The sequence below is a fragment of the Polaromonas sp. P3_B4 genome (genome assembly GCF_056402835.1).
In genome coordinates, this window is the sequence record NZ_JBFUGQ010000005.1 from 23,722 (window position 1) to 40,004 (window position 16,283).

Below are 16,283 nucleotides of genomic sequence, written 5' to 3' on the forward strand. Positions count from 1 at the left end.
GAACGCGAATACGAGGCGAAGCTAGTGTGCTTCTACGGCAAGTCAGCCAGAACGTATGTGTTTAAGTGAATTTCATAGGTGAATATTGCCCAAAAACTCCGCTACGGTGCGATTTCTCCGCTTTCCCCCCAATCCCTTGTCCTACGCCGCAGGTCACACGTCGGGCTTAGCGTGTCCTTTTAAGGAGAGGCAAGATGAGCAAACAGCAGCAGGATTTCAAAACCTTGATGAAAGAGCGGCAGCACGTCGCAGCCGCGTATGTCAGTGGTGACGCGGCGCCTCTGGGGCGTGTTGTGGCGCAGGAATCACCGGCCACCTTTCTGAGCCCGGGCGGCGGGGTGGTGCGGGGCACGCAGGAAGTGTGGTCGCGCTATCAGCAGGATGCCGGCAGGTTTGAGCCAGGCAGCACGACCCAGCTGGAAATTCTGGACATGGCGGCGGGCGATACCGTTGCCTTCTGGACGGGCATTCAAAAAGCGCAGGCCCGCATGAAGGGTGAGCTAGAGCCCGTGGCGAACAAGCTGCGGGTGACGGAAGTGTTCAGGCGCGAAGGTGATGCCTGGAAGCTGGTGCACAGGCATGCGGACCCGCTGGTTGAAGCTGCCAAGCGCCCAAGTTAGCGCTGGGTTTTCTTTTTTCTTCCTCTGAAACTTGAATGATCCTGGTCCTGAGTCAGGATGGCCGTTGCTGTCTGCAGCAAATGGCGCGGCATGCAACACTTGCGCTTTGCCGTTGAACTGTGGCTGCGATGAAGCGGCCATGAGAGCAACGCGCATCAACAGCCATCAACCAAACAGACAAGCAAAGGAAATCGCCGCATGCCCACGCCTGAAACCGTTGAACGCTTTGTCGCCCGCGTTGAACAAAACGCGCACACCGAAGCAATTGAAGAGTTCTACACGCCTGACGCCACCATGCAAGAGAACCAGCAGCCGCCGCGCCGCGGGCGCGACAAGCTGGTGGAGGGTGAAGCCAAAGTCATGGCGCGGGTGAAGTCAGTTACATCGACCTGCGTGCGGCCGGTGTTTATCAGCGGTGACAAGGTCGTCATCCGCTGGGTGTTCAATTTTGTGTGGGCCGACGGCAGCGCCATGCGCATGGAAGAGCTGGCTTACCAGCGCTGGGAAGGCGAGCGCATTGCCGAAGAAACGTTTTTCTACGACCCGGCCCAGCGCACGCCGGTGCCGGCCAAGTAAGCAGGCCGGCGCGGCCGTGCGGGGGTGCGATCAAGCTGCCTTGATCTCGATGCGTCGGGGTTGTGCGTGTTGCGCCTTGGGTATGCGCAGCTTCAGCACACCGTTCGCCAGTTCGGCGCTGACTTTCTCGGTGTCTAGCTCCTTGCTGAGCGTGAACACGCGGTGAAAGCGGCCCAGCCCCACTTCGGTGTGGGTTGACTGCAAACCTTCGGGCGCAGACAGGGCCGACTCGGCGTCAATCGTCAGCGTGTCGGCCTCTACCTGCAGGTGCAGCTTGTCGCGCGGCACGCCGGGCAGGTCGGCGTACAGGGTGATGCCGGTGCTGTCTTCCACCACATCGACGGGCGGCGTCAGCGCGCCATTGGCGTAGCGCGATGTGTCTTTCTGCGCCACCTCGCCGGTCTGGCTGGTTTGCATGCTGCGGCCGGAGGTGCTGCCGTTGTTGGCGCTTCCATTACCGCTGCTGCGTGCGGCGCCACTGCTGCCGCCGGTTTGTTGGGTGTTTGCGTAGTTCATGGTTTGCCTCCTTTCACTGGATGGTGATGCGGCGCGGCTGGGCCGATGCGCGCCGCTGGATGGTGATGTGCACCAGGCCGTCCTTGAAGCTGGCGTTCACGGCGTCGGGGTCGGCGTCGTCGGGCAGCGTGAGCACGCGGCGGAAGCTGCCGGCAAAGCGCTCGTTGATGTGCAGGGTCGACTGCGCGCCCGCTTCGGGCAGCCCGGTTTTGCGCTCACCGGCAATGGTGAGCAGGCCGCGCTCCAGGCTGACGTCGAGCGACTTCGGGTCAATGCCGGGGGCGAAGGCATACACCTCTACGGTTTGCGGCGTGCCGCCAATGTTCAGGGCAGGAAAGCTGCTGCGGCCAAAGCCGCGAATGCTGGGAGACAGATCGAAGGCCTGCTGCACGTCGCGCTGCAGGCGATCGAGTTCGGCGAACATGTCGCGCGGAAATAACGATCGGTACATGGCGAAAACCTCCATTCGGGTTGAACATCAGTGCGCCGGAAAATCCTCTAAAAAGCGGCTTCCGGCGCCCGGGAAGAGGATGTAGGAATTGCTCAAAAAATTTCAAGGGGGGAATTTCGCAAGCCAACGGCAAGCGCTGCGGGCCCGCAAAAGACGGCCCCGGCGGCGGCGCTGCGGTCAGGTTTAAAACTTTTTTCGCAAGTCACCCAAGCGTGAGCCGCACAGCACAACGCCCCGGTGCACGTGAATGCACCGGGGCGTCTGGCTGGCGTTTTTACGGCCTGCTCAGCGCTTGGCGATCAGGCGGTAGCCCAGCAGCAGCACGATGGAGCCAAGCACGGCGGCGATGAAGCCGGCCGTTTCTCCTTGCTGGTACCAGCCCATGGCCGCGCCCAGGTAGGTGGCAAGGAAGGAGCCCGCAATACCGATGAGCACGGTAATGATGAAGCCGCCGGGGTCGCGGCCGGGCATCAGGAACTTGGCGACAAACCCAATGATGAAGCCAATGATGATGGTCCAGATAATTGACATAGCGTCTTCCTAAAAAAATGAGGGAACCCAGGGCGCGGGCAACAGCCCGCGATGACTGGCTTACTTGGCGGCTTACTTGGTCGGTACTACAGCCTTGGCCATTTCCAGGTGGCCTTCCACCTTGGGCAGCATCTTGCCGGCCAGCGCCTTCAGGTCGGCGTCTTTGGCGTCCTTCTGGATCTTGTTCAGCAGCTTGATGGTGGCTTCATGGTCGCCCACGCCGGCGCGCTTGGCATATTCCGTGTCAAACAGGTTGCCTGACAGGGCCTTGAGTGCGGTGGCCTTGGTTTTGGCCATCACGCCGGGGCCGTCGGGCAGGGTCGCGCCTTTGGCGCGGGCCAGTGCCTGCACTTCGGCCAGCGCGCTGTTGTGGTCTTCAATCATTTGCTGCGCAAATTTTTTGATCTCGGCGTTCTGCGATTTTTCCAGCGCCATCTTGCCGCTTTCGATCTCGGCGATGTTGGCCTGGGCCAAATCGTCCAGCATGCCCTTGTCGGCGCGGGCCAGCTTGCCGGCGTCGGCCGCTGTTGACGTGCCTGCGGTGGTGCTGGTCTGGGCCGCGACGGGCAAAGCCGCCAGTGCCAGGGCAGAAGCGGCCACGCCGGCCAGTGCCACGCTGCTGAGCTTGAATTTCGATCGGTTCAATCGGTTCAACATGAGGGCCTCCTTTGAAGGGGTAGTTGTTGATTGGTTGATTTGGTATGGGGGAACAGACGCCGCGAAGATAGGACTTAGCAAGCCAGCAAGCCGCGGCAGATAGCGTTGTACTTTCGCTGCTGTAGCGGCCGTGCGTTGCAGGAGGCTGGGCAGGCTCTGTGTAGGAATTTGCTTGCGCGTGGTGTCCGGCTGCCGCGCACCGGTGCGGGCCTTTTGTTCAACAAATGCCGCGTGGTGCGATACGATGGCCATCTGGACAATTTGTCTGAAATTTGAATCGCCCTGACTTGCCGGAGGCCGCGCACCATGAAAAAAACCAGCAACACGCCCAGCAACAAGCATTTGCTCGTCGAGCTGAAAAACATTGCCGAAGGCCTGGGCAAAACGTTTGCGCCGTTCTGTGAAGTGGTGGTGCATGACATGACGCACCCGAAGAACGCGATCCTGGCGATTGAAAACAACCTGAGCGGCCGACGCCTGGGCCAGCCCGCCACCGAGCTGGGCCTGGCGCGCATCCAGGACCCGGATTACCCGGCGGTGATTGCCAACTACGCCAACCAGTTTGCCGACGGCCGCAAGGTCAAGAGCACGTCGGTGGGCATTCGCAATGAAGAAGGTGAATACGTGGCGGCGATCTGCCTGAACGTAGACCTGACGCTGTTCAACGGTTTCCAGGCGGCGATGTCGCAGTTCACTGCGATTGAAAGCAGCGCCGTCACCGAAACGCTGGACGCCGCCAATGCCGACCGCATACAGCAGTGCATTGACGAATTTGCCGCGGCCCGCGCCACGACATCACGCTCGCTCAAGCCTGCCGACCGCAAGCAGCTGGTGCAAGACCTCAAGAAAGCCGGCTACCTGGAGATTCGCCGCGGCGCCGAGATTGCCGCAGCGCACATGGGCGTTTCGCGCGCCACGGTGTACAGCGACGCGAAGTAAGTAAAAAGTAAAGCAGGGAAGGTGGGCGGGGTGTCTGGGAAATCAGACATTGTGTCCGGCTGAAAGGGGCTCGTACCCTTGGTTTTTGGGGAAGAAACCGGGTGCTGCTATATAGTCATCAACGACTATATGGCCGCGAGATGCGCCTGCGCCTGGAAAACAGCCGCAGTGAGCCGGAAAAATTGTTACCGAGGAGTGAGGGAACCATGACAGACAACACAACGCCACCCGAGGGCGGATCCGGCTTTTTTGGAAAACTCCGGGACGTCTTGTTTGAGCCTGAACCCACGCCCGGCGCGCCTGCCTCTGCGGACAAATCGGCCATCACGGCACCAGCTCCCTTGCCATCGGCCGCTGCCAATGTGGCGGCTGCCAAAGCCAAAAATCCGATGGTGGACCGCATGATGGAAGTCGTGATGGAAAAAACCACGGCCTATACGGCGCTGGTAGAGGCCGTCACGCCGCTGGAGGCCTTCATTCCTGACGAGGCGTCGCGCTACAAGGCCGCATTCGGCATTGTGGGCAAGACGCGGACGGTGGACCAGATCGTCCAGTCCATCGACATGCAGCATCTTCCCGCGCTTGAAGCGGAATCCCAGCGCTTTCATGGCCAGGCCAAAAACCAGCAGGACCTGCAGATCAATGCGCGAATCCGGGAGATAGATTCCCTGCGTGCTTCGGTCGCCAAGGTAGACGAAGAGCGCGCTCGCCTGCAGGAAAGGCTGGGGCAGATCCAGCAGGAAGTGGAGACCGCCCACAAAAAAATTGCCGGGTTCGAAAGAGAAATCGCGGCCAAGCGCGCGGAGATCGTTGAAGTCAACATCCGGTTTGAAAGCGCTCTGGCCGTGGTCAAGGCCCAGCTGGTGGAAGCCAGGGCAAAAGTCGTGCGCTACCTCGGCACCTGAAGCGCTGAACATTCCCGATCCGTACACGCAGAATCAAAGGACAGAACTGTGAACCTCATTCCACAGAATTTCAAACCCAAATCGTTCTGGGAGCGCCCGGAAGGCGTGACCGGCCAGATCGTGGGCGTCAGCCTGATCGCCGGCGCCGGTTTCCTGCTTTACAAGGCGCTGCCCTACATCATCACGCTGCTGCAAAACACCATCTATGCCGCATTGCTGGGCGTTGTGGTGGTGGTGCTCGGCTTCATCATTACCGACAAGCGTTTCTGGCGCCTCGGCAAGTACATGTACATGAGCCTGATGCGCAAGATCACGCAAGTGTTCGTGGAAATCGATCCCATCGGCATCATGAAAAATTATGTGGAAGAGCTGCAGGACAAGCTCGCCAACATGAACACCCGCATCGCCAAGCTTTCCGGGATGATTCGCCAGTGCAAGGAAGAGATCGCCAACAACAACAAGTCGCGCGACGGATCCCTGCGGCTGATGAGCGAGGCGAAAAAACAGAACAAGACGATGGACGCAGCGCTGGCTTCGCGTGAAGTGGGCCGCATGAACGACGCCAACCTGACCTATCAGGACCTGCTGGCGAAACTGGAACTGCTGTACCGCGTGCTCGCCAAGTACCAGGAGGTGTCGAACTTCCTCATTAAAGACATGCAAAGCGAGATCAAGGTCAAGGAGCGCAAGAAGGAAATGATGGACAACGCCCATTCGGCCATCAAGTCTGCGCAAGCCATCATCAACGGCGACCCTGACACACGCGCCATGTTCGACATGGCCAACGAATACCTGGCGGCCGACTATGCGATGAAGATCGGCGAGATCGAGGATTTCGCCCGCATGTCCGATAGTTTCATGCGCTCCGTCGACCTGCAAAATGGTGTGTACGAAGGCGATGCGATGCAGATGCTGGCCGAGTGGGAAAAGAATGCCGAGTCGCTGGTGCTGGGTGACTCCAAGCGCCTCCTGATCGAGAACAACCCGTCGCCCGGCCTGCCGGTGAGTATCGTCAGCAGCCCGCAGGGCGTACCCGTGGAAGCGCGCGCCGACGGGGTGGACTGGTTCCAGAAAAACGCAGCAGACAAAAAATAAGCTTCAACAAGACTTCCGAAACCAGAAAACGCAAAGCGGACTAAAGCCATGGCCCTCAAACCTATTCCCCGATTGATCCTGATTGTTGCCGTCGTCGGCGGCGCCGTGTATGGCGGCATGAAATACCTCGATTCGCGCGCTCCTGCCAGCATGAGCGGCAACCCCGGCGCAGGGGCCAATCCGGCCCCGCCCGCCGACGCGCCCGCGCCCAAGGCGGCGGCTGTCGCTCCGGCCGCGGGCGGCGGGGCAACCTTCCAGAGCATCGTGGACAAGGGCACTGTGCGCGTCAGCGTGCAGTCGCCGGCCAAGCCCTTTTATTACGTTGAAAACGGCAAGCCGCAGGGGTTTAACTACGAATTCCTGAAGGTGCTTTTCGCCCAAAGCGAGTTCACGCCCAAGGGCGGGCAAATCAACATCGACACCGACCATATCGTGGACACCTACCCCGATGTGCCGGCTGCGCTGCTCAAGAACGACAACCGGGGCAATTCAACGGTGGACATTGCCATCGACGGCCTCACCTTTACCGACGAAGACCTGCCGGGCGTGGTGTATTCCATTCCGTATGTCGAGGACTTCGGCTACGCCCTCATTACACCGAAGGTGTCCTCTATCCGGAGCGTTGAAGACCTCAACGGCCTGACCGTCGGCATCCTCAAGGGTGACCCGGACGTCAAGGCGTATGTGTCGCGCCAGTTCCCGAAGGCGCGTCTGATCGAGCTGAGCGACGAATCTGTCAATGGCGAGCGCAACTGGATCAACAACTTCATCAAAAAGGGCCAGGTAGACGCGGTGATTTACGACTACCCCTTCGGAGTGGCCGAAATCCGCGGGACGGACCTGCAGTTCGCGGTGTCCAAGCTCCCGGGTTCCAACATCAAGTACAAGATAGGTGTGCGCAAGGCAGACAGCCAGCTGCTTGAAAACATCAACATCGCCATTCGCAAGGCCAAAGTGCTGCCCGAGTACGGCGAACTGGTGAAGAAATACTTCACGAGCACCAATCTGGCCAAGGTCAAGAACGCCGACAAGACCGAAACGGTCTACGTGGTGAAAGCGGGCGACACACTCTCGAAAATCGCCGCCGCCACGTTGGGAAGCAACATGCGCTTTGGCGAGATTGAGTCGCGCAACAACCTGCCCAACCCGAACCTGATTCACGTCGGCCAGAAGCTGGTGATTCCCAAGGGCTGAAGCACACGTTGAATCCCAATGCTGCAACCGGTTTGGCTTGTGGCTGGGTAACGCGGCTGTTCGTTCACCGGGCAGCCTGAATCGCGGCGCATGGCGCCGCTTTTTTTTGGCCGTACGCTTTTCGCTGCGTCTATACGCTGTGGCAGCAGAGGCGACCAGGCCTTTGAGGCGGTCCAGGGCCAACGCGAGGTTGAGGCAAAACCCTTACAAGAAAAACCTTACAAATCCGACAATCCAAAACGCCCATACAGACGGCATTGCGCTGATGATGTTGTACGAATAACCCGAGGAGGACGACATGAAATTCACCCTGATCAAAACAACCACGGCCCTGGCGGCAGTGGCCGCGCTGGGCGGCTGCGCAAGCGGTGTGGGCGTGCAGCCCAACATCAAACCGGTCTGGCTGGGCGGCATCACCACCGGCGTCTACGACGGCGGCAACGACGACTTGCTGACTGCCGGCCTGGGCAAGAGCGGCCTGGCCGCAACGGCGCCGCTGCCCGTCGACCCTTTGAACCCAAGCGCGGCCGAACTGCGCCGGATTGCGATTTACAACAACTACCGCGCCATCCTCGATATTTCCCCTGGCGGCGGCTATGGCACGCTGTACGGCCCCAATGTGGATGCCAAGGGCAACATCACGGCCAGTGAAGGCAAGATCGCCGGCACGGAATACATCGCCTATTCAGACGACGGCAGCGGCCGGCAGAACGTCACGATGATGGTGCAGGTGCCGGCCAGCTTCAACCCGGCAAGCCCGTGCATCGTCACCGGCACCTCGAGCGGTTCGCGTGGTATCTACGGCGCCATTGGGTCGTCGGGTGAATGGGGCCTGAAAAACGGCTGCGCCGTGGCCTATACCGACAAGGGCACCGGTAGCGGCATGCACGACTTGCAGAACAACACGGTGCACCTGCAAAACGGCCTGCGCGCCGATGCAGTGGCGGCAGGCATGGCCTCCAACTTCACCGCCAACCTGGCGCAGGCTGAACGCACAGCCTTCAACGCGGCCACGCCCAACCGCTTTGCCGTCAAGCATGCGCATTCGCAGCAGAACTCTGAAAAGGACTGGGGCCGCTACACGCTGCAGGCGGTGGAGTTTGCCTACTTCGTATTGAACGAGCGCTATGGCAAGCCTTCGCCGAACGGCGGCGGCCGCCTGAAGACGCTGAACCCGTCGAACACCATCGTGATCGCGTCCAGCGTGTCCAACGGTGCCGGTGCGGCACTTGCCGCGGCCGAGCAGGACACGCAGGGACTCATCAGCGGCGTGGCCGTGGGCGAGCCGCAGGTGCAACTGGTGCCCGATGCGCGGCTGAGCGTGCGGCGCGGCAGCAGCACGCTAGCCGGCACCGGCAAGCCGCTGTATGACTACACCACGCTGGCCAACCTGCTGCAGCCTTGTGCTGCGCTGGCTTCGCCAGGCACCAACGTCTTCAACACCATCAACCCGGTCATCGCCGCGAGCCGCTGCAGTGCGCTCAAGGCCAACGGCATGGTCGCCGGCAACACCACCGCCGAGCAGGCGGGCAGCGCCATGGCCACGCTGGTGCAGGCAGGCTGGCAGCCCGAGGGCAACGACCTGCAGGCGTCGCACTATTCGTTTGCCACCCTGCCGGTGGCGCTGACCTACGCCAATGCCTACGGCCGTGCCGGCGTGCAGGACAACCTCTGCGGCTACAGCTTTGCCGCCACGGCGCCTGCCGCTTCGCCCACACCCAACCTGCCGGTGCCTGCACCGGCGGGCCCGCTGGCCACGTCATTCGGCACCGGCAATGGCATACCGCCCACGGTAGGCGTGAACATCGTCAACAACGCCAGCCTGGGTGGCCCGATGCTGGACGCGGCTTCCATCTCTGCCGGCAACGTGCAGGACTACAACAGCGCCGGTGCCCTGTGCCTGCGCAACCTGGCCACGGGAAACACCCCCGACGCACTGCGCGTGCGCGAAGGCATCCAGCAGGTGCTGCGCACGGCCAACCTGCAGGGCAAGCCTGCGCTGATCGTGCATGGCCGCTCTGACACGCTGGTGCCGGTGGCGTTTACCTCGCGCCCCTACTTTGGACTGAACAAGATGGTGGAGGGTTCGCGCAGCAAGCTCTCGTACATCGAAGTCACCAACGCCCAGCACTTTGACGCCTTCCTGGGGTTCCCGGGTTACGGCCAGCGGCTGGTGCCGCTGCACCGCTATTTCATCCAGGCCATGGACTTGATGTATGCCCACCTCAAAACCGGCGCGCCGCTGCCGGGCAGCCAGGTGGTGCGCACCGTGCCGCGCGGCCTGAACGGCACCACGCCCAACCCGATCACGCCGGCCAACGTGCCGCCCATCAAGCTGCAGGCGGACGCGCCGGACCGGATCACGTTCTCCAGCAATGTGGTGACGGTGGCTGATTGAATGATGAAGGCGTACGGGCAAACAGGCACCGACATGCGTTTGGGTGCTTGGCCTACGCTGCGTTCCCGGCAGCCCGGTATCTTGGTAACTGGCTGACGTGACACGACGAACGTTGGCCCGGGATACCCCTCGCGATGGCCTCGCAAGGGTCTCGCCAGGGTTTCCTGGACCTTCCCGTCGAATTCATCAGGAGTCATCATGAACAAGGATCAAGTCAAAGGCGCAGCCAAAGACGCAGCTGGCAAGGCACAGGAAGCTGCCGGCAAGCTCGTGGGCAGCAAGGACCAGCAAGCCAAGGGCCTGGCCAAGCAGGTGGAAGGCTCTGTGCAGAAGAACTATGGCGATGCCAAGGAAGTCGTGAAAGACGCGACCAAGGGCAACAAAGGCTTCTGAAGCGTTTGAGCCAGCATGCCCGGCTTGCCGGGCAGCATGAAAAGCGGCGCATTGGCGCCGTTTTTTTATGGGCGTTTGTTTTTAGCCCTGCGGTGGCGCAGGCAGACCCGGCCAGTCACCTAGCCGGGATGCCCGTCCGCACGCGCACGGGTCAGGATGGGCCAGTAGCCCACGGCATACAGCGCGAAGCCGGCGGACCACAGTGCGGCCGAAACCAGCACGGCGTGCAGCGTTTCGGCCGGCGCGATGATCGGCACGAACACGCGCACCAGCGCCGAAGCGAGGACAAGCACATAGCAGGTGACTTCGGTGCGGCCCGCCTGGAGCGGCCGGCCGGTATGGCCGAGCGCGGTGCGGGTCATCATGCCGATGATGAGCCCGCCGATGGCGCCTACCGTCAGTGCGTGGGTTGCCGCTGAGGGCGTGACCCAGCCAGCTGCGGCCAGGACGCGCAGCACCAGGTACACCGGAATCCAGAAGTAGGCGGCATGCAGCACCCAGACCAGCGGTGTGTGCGTGGTCTTCCACGGTTGCCACAGTGCCCAGCGCGCAAGGTGTGCGGCCGCACAAACACCGGCCAGCGCCCCCAGCTGCGCGCCCTGCAGCTGCAGCGCATCGCCCAGCAGCAGCGCCAGCACCGAGCCCAGCGCGGTTTTCTCGAGCCAGGGGCGGCGGGTGGCGTTGGCGCCCGGCACACCGTTGTTGGTGAACATGGGGATCACGCGGCCACCCATCACGACCATGATGAAGAGCATGACGTCAAGGGCGGCCTGAATGCCGACCCAGCCGGGCAACCGCATGAGCCCGAGCTGTGCAAGGTGCACCGCGAGCACGGCCACCGCCATCAGCAACAGCAAGCCGATGAAAAAGTAGTTGCGGCGATTGCGCGCGGCGATGAAGGGTATGGCCAGCGCGACGGCAGCGGCCAGCGGAAACGCGACATTGGCCGCCGCCGCAGCCCAGCCGAAGGGCGTGAGCACAAGCACCCGCCCGGCCACCCAGAGCGCTGCCAGCGCGGCCAGGGGCAGGCCGGTGGGCGTGGGGCGGTTGGACCAGTTGCGCCCGGCCGTGAACAGGAAGCCCACCACCACAGCCAGCGTGAAGCCGAACAGCATTTCGTGCGCATGCCACATCGGCCCCTGCAGGTAGGGCTGGCCCAGCCAGCCGGCGAACTGCAGCGCCCACAGGCTAATCGACAGCGCAGCGAACACGCTCGCCAGCAGGTAGAAGGGCCGAAAGCCGGTTTGCCAGAGCGCGATGCCCTGCGTTTCCGCCGATGGAACAGGAGCGCTTTTGGGCGGGCTTTTGAACTGGATGGGCTGTGTTGTCATGCAGGAATATCCGTAGGTAGCGTGGTGTGCGGCGAACTGTTGCTGATGCACTCTGCGACAACAGGGGTTGCGCTCATGAGGCGCGCCCGGCTGGCGAGGCCGATGCCGTCTGGCCGGTGAAGAAGCTGGCGAGCGACTGCCGGTTGCGGACGAGGTCTGCCAGCGTGTAGCGGTCGAGCACGCCGTAAAAGGCATCGACCGCCTCGCCAAGCACGCCGCGCAGGCGGCAGATGCGGGTGATGGCGCAATGGCCGCCCGCCGCTTCAAAGCATTCGGCGGGCACGTCCGTTCCTTCGGTTGCGCGCACCACCTCGCCCACAACGATCAGCTCCGGCGCTTTCGCCAGTGCCAGCCCGCCGCCCTTGCCGCGCACGTTGGCCAGCCAGCCGCTCTTGCCGAGGAAGTGCACAACCTTGGTCAGATGGTGTTCGGACACGTCAAATGCATCTGCAATCCCGGCGATGGTGGCGCGCCGCTCTGGCTGCGCCGCCAGGTAGATCAGCACACGCAGGCTGTAGTCGGTGAAAGCCGTGAGTTTCATGGCGGCTTGCCGGGTCAGGGCCCCGCCGTTGCGGGCACCGCGGTCATGCCGGCCGGCTGTACGGCCGGGCGGCGCAGCAGGCGCGCGGCATACCAGGCCAGGAAGCACGCGCCGATGGCGAACAGGATGTCGCCGGGCACGCGCATCCAGACCAGGGTTTCCATCACCCCCGAGTGGATGATCTCGGGCGAGCGGGCGTACCACAGGCCCTTGGTGACGCTGGCCCAGGCCTGGTAGATGCCGGCAGGCAGCAGCGACAGGAAGACCATCATCGCCAGGCCGATGTTCAGGCTCCAGAAGGCGGGCTTGAGCAGGTTGTCGGCATGCAGATGGCGCGCATACAGGCCGCGCAGGCAAAACAGCATCAGGCCGATGCCCAGCATGCCGTAGACACCGAACAGCGCGGCATGGCCGTGGGCCGCCGTCATGTTCAGCCCTTGCACGTAGTACAGCGAGGCCGGCGGATTGATGGCAAAGCCCAGCAGGCCCGCGCCCACGGTGTTCCAGAAACCGACGGCCACAAAACACATCACGGGCCATTGGTAGGTGGCAAGCCACGGCATGGCTTTGGAGCGCCGGTAAGTCTGCAGGGCTTCCAGGCCGATCAGGGTCAGCGGCACCACTTCGAGCGCGGAGAACACCGCGCCGACGGCGATAACCGAGATCGGCGTGCCGGTGAAATACAGGTGGTGCAGGGTGCCCAGGATGCCGCCGAACAGGAAGATGATGGTCTCGGCGATGATGGCGCGGTTGGCGCTTTCGGCGCGCACCAGGCCCAGCTTGGTGAAGATCAGCGCGACGACGGCAGTGGCAAACACTTCAAAGAAGCCTTCGACCCAGAGGTGGACCAGCCACCAGCGCCAGTACTCGATCATCGAATAGTGGGTGTGCTGGCCCCAGGTGAGCGACGAGGCATAGAAGCCGCCTATGCACATGGCCGACAGGAACACCATGGCGATCATGCCGCGCGTCTCCGAAGGTTTGACCAGTGCCGGCCACAGCGCGCGGCCCAGCAGGAATACCCAGAACAGCAGGCCCACGAACAGCAGCAGCTGCCAGACACGGCCCATGCTGGTGAACTCCAGGCCCTGGTTGCCGATCCAGAAACTGAAGTCGACACCGCGATGCTGCAGCGTGCCCAGCCAGCCGGTGGCGGTAGAGCCGACCACGATGGCGATCAACGCCCAGAACAGCACGTCGACACCGAGCTTTTGCAGTTTGGGCTCGCGGCCCGACAGCAGCGGCGCGATGTAAAGGCCCGTGGCCAGCCAGGCGGTGGCGATCCAGAAGATGCCGACTTGCGTGTGCACCGTGCGGCTGACCACATAGGGCAGCACCTGCGCAAGCGGCAGGCCGAAGAAGGATGACCCCTCAACTGCGTAATGCGCGGTGACCACGCCCATGCCGATCTGCAGCAGCATCAGGCCGATCACGGCAAAGAAGTACTTGCGCGTGGCCTTCATCGAAGGCGTGGCAACGGCGCCCAGCAAAGGGTCGGCCTGGGGCGGCTGCGCCTCGGGCCCATGCCGCTGGCTTCCGTGCAGCCACAGCATGGCGGCTATGCAGGCCAGCAGCAGGACGATGCTGACCATCGACCAGATGGCGGCCGAGTTGGTCATGGTGTTGCCTACCAGCGGCTCGTGCGGCCAGTTGCTGGTGTAGGAAAGGTTTTCTTCTCCCGGGCGGTCGGTGACGGCGGCCCAGGAAGTCCAGAAGAAGAATGCCGCGAGCGCCTGGCGGTCGGCCGCGTCGGGCAGCGCGCCTTCGCTCATGGCGTATTGCTCGCGCAAGGCATCCAGGCTGGCGTCGTGGCCGAACAGGCCTTCGTAGTGGCGCGCCACCTCACGGATGGCTTGCGCCCGCGCGGGCGTGACGGTGACGGCGCCGCTGGCCGCGTCGTAGGTGTTGCGGCGCATTTCTTCTTTGAGCGCCGCTGCGATTGCGCCGTGGTCTGAGGCAGTGAGCGCGGCGGGTGCCTTGCGGAGCTCCTGCGTGCGCAGGGCCTGCAGGGCCAGCGCTTCCCGATGCAGCCAGTCGGCAGACCAGTCCGGCGCCACATAAGCGCCGTGTCCCCAGACACTGCCTTGCTGCTGGCCACCGCTGGCCAGCCAGGCGCGCTGCCCTCTTTGCACCTGCTCGCCCGTGAAAAGCACGTCGCCTGTGGTGCTGACGACGGCTGTGGGGATGGGTGGTGCGGTCAGGTAGATCTGCCAGCCGAGGTAGCCGAGCGCCCCGAAGGACAGGACGAATACGAAGCCGAGCCAGCGCCACAGCATGTTGTTGTTTTTCATCGGGTTTCCTTGGGAAGTCGTGAGTGGGGATGCGTGGAAGTCAGCCGCCACCGCAGGCGCCGCAGCACTGCTTGCTGCCCTGCGCAGGCGCAAGCCGGGTGATGGCGACGCGCCAGGTGTCGGGCCCCTGCTCCAGGTAGTCCCAGGAGAATCGGCCGGGCAGGTCCATCATGAACCGGGCATGCAAGGGCTTCGGGTTGTGGTCGTTGATCAACTCCATGGCCTGGCCGGTGCCGAGTTGGTCGAATGTCGAGAAGACCAGCGGATGGCGTTCGCTGGGCGCGAGCTCGCGGAGATCGACCCTGGTGTGGGAAACGGTGTGTGTCATGGGGACTCTTTCAAAGGAATCGCGAATGGTCTTCATAAGATGCATTCGAGATACACCTATGGTTAGCCATCGGTCCCTGGGCGCTGTTGATCCAGATCAAACGGAGCCGCTGCAGGCAGCACTTTTCTGGTTTTGGCGCGGAAGCCGGCGCGGAGTGCGGGCGCGGCGATGCAGCGCGCCCAGGCGGGCGTTCACATCAGGGCCTGCCGGGCAGCGAGAGTCGCGGCATGGCGCCGCTTTTGTGTGTGGGCTTGTTTTAGCGGGCGCCTGAGCAGAACGCCTGCCGCTTGAACGTGGGGATTACTGGGGCAGCAGCGGGGCCGTGCCGCCCAGGCTGGCTGCATGGGCCTGGCAATAGAGCACCAGCTTTTCCACGTCTTCCGACTTGTTGAACACCTCGTCGGCGCCGAGCTCGCGGCAGTAGTGCAGGATGTTTTCCTGGTTGTGGCTGGTCAGCACCACGACCTTCTGGCGGGAGCTGCGGTGCTGGCAGTCTTTCAGCACGCCAAAGCCGGAGCCTTCGGCGAGAAAGAGGTCGACGATTGCAAGGTCCCAGTCATCATGGTGGGAACCCAGCCACTGGCGGGCGCTGGACTCGGAATCGGCGTGGCCAACGAAACGCAGGGGTGCGATTTCTTCCATGGCCTCAACCAGTGTTTTGCGTATGTCCGGCTTGTCTTCGACAAGAAACGCGTTGATGACCATGGGTACCTCTGAAGTTAATCCATGAAGTTAGCGATCATCCTGCGCCGGGGCTGTGGTCGTGCATCACCGGGGGATGTAGGCTCAATCCCACTGTAATTCAGCGGGTCCCCCGGAGCGGTAACGGTACGTAACGCTAACGGCTTAATCGCCGAACGGTCACGCAGCGCAGATTAATGGTGATGGCCGTGTTCGCCGTGCACATGGCGGTGGGCAATTTCTTCCTCCGAAGCGGCGCGCACGTCGGTCACTTTCAGGGTGAAACGCAGGGCCTTGCCGGCCAGCGGGTGGTTGCCGTCCAGCAGGACGGTGTCGCCCTTGATCTTGGTGACGTTGAAGACATGCTCGCGGCCGTCGTCGCCCCGGCCTTCGAGCTGGCCGCCCACTTTGACCCCGGGCGGAAACTGTGTGCGGGGGATGGTGCGCACCAGGCTTTCGTCGCGCAGGCCGAAGGCGTCCGCCGGCTCCAGCGCCAGCACGGTCTGGAAGCCCTTTTCCTGGCCGTCCAGCGCTTCTTCGATCTTGGGCAGGGTGTTGCCGTAGCCGCCGTGCAGGTAAACCATGGGGGCGCTGCTTTGCTCGACCAGCTTGCCCTGGGCGTCTGCCACCTTGTAGCTAAGGGTAACGGCGGTGTTTTTTCCGATTTTCATGGTGTTTTTCCAGATCTCTGGTGCGTGAAAAACGCTGATTCTCGCCGACTCGGGCCAAAATTGTCCGGACGGCCGGAACAGGGAGGCTGTTGTCGCGGGGCCGGCCGGCTGATGTTGAAAGCGGGCGTGGAGGCCCCAGATGCGGTTTTCTCCGTCCTTTCCGCC

The 16,283-nt window shown here is 62.7% G+C and carries 18 protein-coding genes; 8 read left to right on the forward strand and 10 right to left on the reverse strand.

The features are described from left to right. The first annotated feature begins 194 nt into the window (after positions 1–194). Positions 195–620 (forward strand): YybH family protein, encoded by a 426-nt coding sequence (locus tag AC1DVV_RS22225; protein ID WP_477702328.1) that lies wholly within the window; start codon positions 195–197, stop codon positions 618–620. 198 nt (positions 621–818) lie between these two features. Next, a complete protein-coding gene (locus AC1DVV_RS22230; RefSeq protein ID WP_457282023.1) occupies positions 819–1,196 on the forward strand; it encodes a nuclear transport factor 2 family protein in 378 nt (125 codons plus the stop codon). 30 nt (positions 1,197–1,226) lie between these two features. Here the strand turns inward: AC1DVV_RS22230 and AC1DVV_RS22235 are convergent, their stop codons facing one another. The 4 genes from AC1DVV_RS22235 to AC1DVV_RS22250 all read right to left on the reverse strand — a co-directional run bounded on the left by AC1DVV_RS22235 (position 1,227) and on the right by AC1DVV_RS22250 (position 3,351). Then, entirely contained in the window at positions 1,227–1,613 is a 387-nt protein-coding gene (locus AC1DVV_RS22235) for an Hsp20/alpha crystallin family protein (protein WP_477702345.1), read from the reverse strand. Between the two features lie 112 nt (positions 1,614–1,725). Beyond that, a complete protein-coding gene (locus tag AC1DVV_RS22240; protein ID WP_477648754.1) occupies positions 1,726–2,163 on the reverse strand; it encodes an Hsp20/alpha crystallin family protein in 438 nt (145 codons plus the stop codon). A gap of 285 nt (positions 2,164–2,448) precedes the next feature. Beyond that, on the reverse strand, positions 2,449–2,694 hold the full coding sequence (locus tag AC1DVV_RS22245; protein ID WP_457282025.1) for a GlsB/YeaQ/YmgE family stress response membrane protein: 246 nt from the start codon (positions 2,692–2,694) through the stop codon (positions 2,449–2,451). 72 nt (positions 2,695–2,766) lie between these two features. Beyond that, positions 2,767–3,351 carry a DUF4142 domain-containing protein gene (locus AC1DVV_RS22250; protein WP_477702329.1) on the reverse strand — a complete coding sequence of 195 codons (585 nt, stop codon included), beginning with the start codon at positions 3,349–3,351 and terminating at the stop codon, positions 2,767–2,769. Positions 3,352–3,657: 306 nt separating this feature from the next. Here AC1DVV_RS22250 and AC1DVV_RS22255 point away from each other — a divergent pair, with 306 nt between their 5' ends. From AC1DVV_RS22255 to AC1DVV_RS22280, 6 genes are all read left to right on the forward strand, one after another. Then, on the forward strand, positions 3,658–4,290 hold the full coding sequence (locus AC1DVV_RS22255; RefSeq protein ID WP_477707258.1) for a helix-turn-helix transcriptional regulator: 633 nt from the start codon (positions 3,658–3,660) through the stop codon (positions 4,288–4,290). Positions 4,291–4,496: 206 nt separating this feature from the next. Next, the gene (locus AC1DVV_RS22260; protein WP_477702331.1) at positions 4,497–5,195 is read left to right on the forward strand and encodes a zinc ribbon domain-containing protein; all 699 of its coding nucleotides are present in this window, start codon (positions 4,497–4,499) and stop codon (positions 5,193–5,195) included. Between the two features lie 48 nt (positions 5,196–5,243). Continuing rightward, entirely contained in the window at positions 5,244–6,290 is a 1,047-nt protein-coding gene (locus AC1DVV_RS22265; RefSeq protein WP_477707259.1) for a hypothetical protein, read from the forward strand. Between the two features lie 48 nt (positions 6,291–6,338). Beyond that, positions 6,339–7,484 (forward strand): transporter substrate-binding and LysM peptidoglycan-binding domain-containing protein, encoded by a 1,146-nt coding sequence (locus AC1DVV_RS22270; RefSeq protein WP_477702333.1) that lies wholly within the window; start codon positions 6,339–6,341, stop codon positions 7,482–7,484. Between the two features lie 298 nt (positions 7,485–7,782). After that, the gene (locus AC1DVV_RS22275; protein WP_477702334.1) at positions 7,783–9,882 is read left to right on the forward strand and encodes a D-(-)-3-hydroxybutyrate oligomer hydrolase; all 2,100 of its coding nucleotides are present in this window, start codon (positions 7,783–7,785) and stop codon (positions 9,880–9,882) included. A gap of 198 nt (positions 9,883–10,080) precedes the next feature. Further along, complete coding sequence (locus tag AC1DVV_RS22280; protein ID WP_477648761.1) at positions 10,081–10,275, forward strand: CsbD family protein; 195 nt, start codon at positions 10,081–10,083, stop codon at positions 10,273–10,275. Between the two features lie 119 nt (positions 10,276–10,394). Here the strand turns inward: AC1DVV_RS22280 and AC1DVV_RS22285 are convergent, their stop codons facing one another. The 6 genes from AC1DVV_RS22285 to AC1DVV_RS22310 all read right to left on the reverse strand — a co-directional run bounded on the left by AC1DVV_RS22285 (position 10,395) and on the right by AC1DVV_RS22310 (position 16,118). Further along, positions 10,395–11,606, reverse strand: a complete 1,212-nt coding sequence (locus AC1DVV_RS22285) for an NnrS family protein (RefSeq protein WP_477702335.1) — start codon at positions 11,604–11,606, stop codon at positions 10,395–10,397. A gap of 73 nt (positions 11,607–11,679) precedes the next feature. Continuing rightward, the gene (locus AC1DVV_RS22290; RefSeq protein WP_477702336.1) at positions 11,680–12,147 is read right to left on the reverse strand and encodes an RrF2 family transcriptional regulator; all 468 of its coding nucleotides are present in this window, start codon (positions 12,145–12,147) and stop codon (positions 11,680–11,682) included. A 14-nt stretch (positions 12,148–12,161) separates the two neighbouring features. After that, positions 12,162–14,438 carry a nitric-oxide reductase large subunit gene (locus tag AC1DVV_RS22295; protein ID WP_477702337.1) on the reverse strand — a complete coding sequence of 759 codons (2,277 nt, stop codon included), beginning with the start codon at positions 14,436–14,438 and terminating at the stop codon, positions 12,162–12,164. 40 nt (positions 14,439–14,478) lie between these two features. Next, the gene (locus AC1DVV_RS22300) at positions 14,479–14,766 is read right to left on the reverse strand and encodes a DUF2249 domain-containing protein (RefSeq protein WP_457282036.1); all 288 of its coding nucleotides are present in this window, start codon (positions 14,764–14,766) and stop codon (positions 14,479–14,481) included. Positions 14,767–15,066: 300 nt separating this feature from the next. Further along, positions 15,067–15,471: a response regulator gene (locus AC1DVV_RS22305; RefSeq protein ID WP_477667711.1), complete on the reverse strand. Its 405-nt coding sequence runs from the start codon at positions 15,469–15,471 to the stop codon at positions 15,067–15,069. A gap of 170 nt (positions 15,472–15,641) precedes the next feature. Further along, positions 15,642–16,118 (reverse strand): FKBP-type peptidyl-prolyl cis-trans isomerase, encoded by a 477-nt coding sequence (locus AC1DVV_RS22310; RefSeq protein ID WP_457282038.1) that lies wholly within the window; start codon positions 16,116–16,118, stop codon positions 15,642–15,644. Positions 16,119–16,283: the final 165 nt, after the last annotated feature.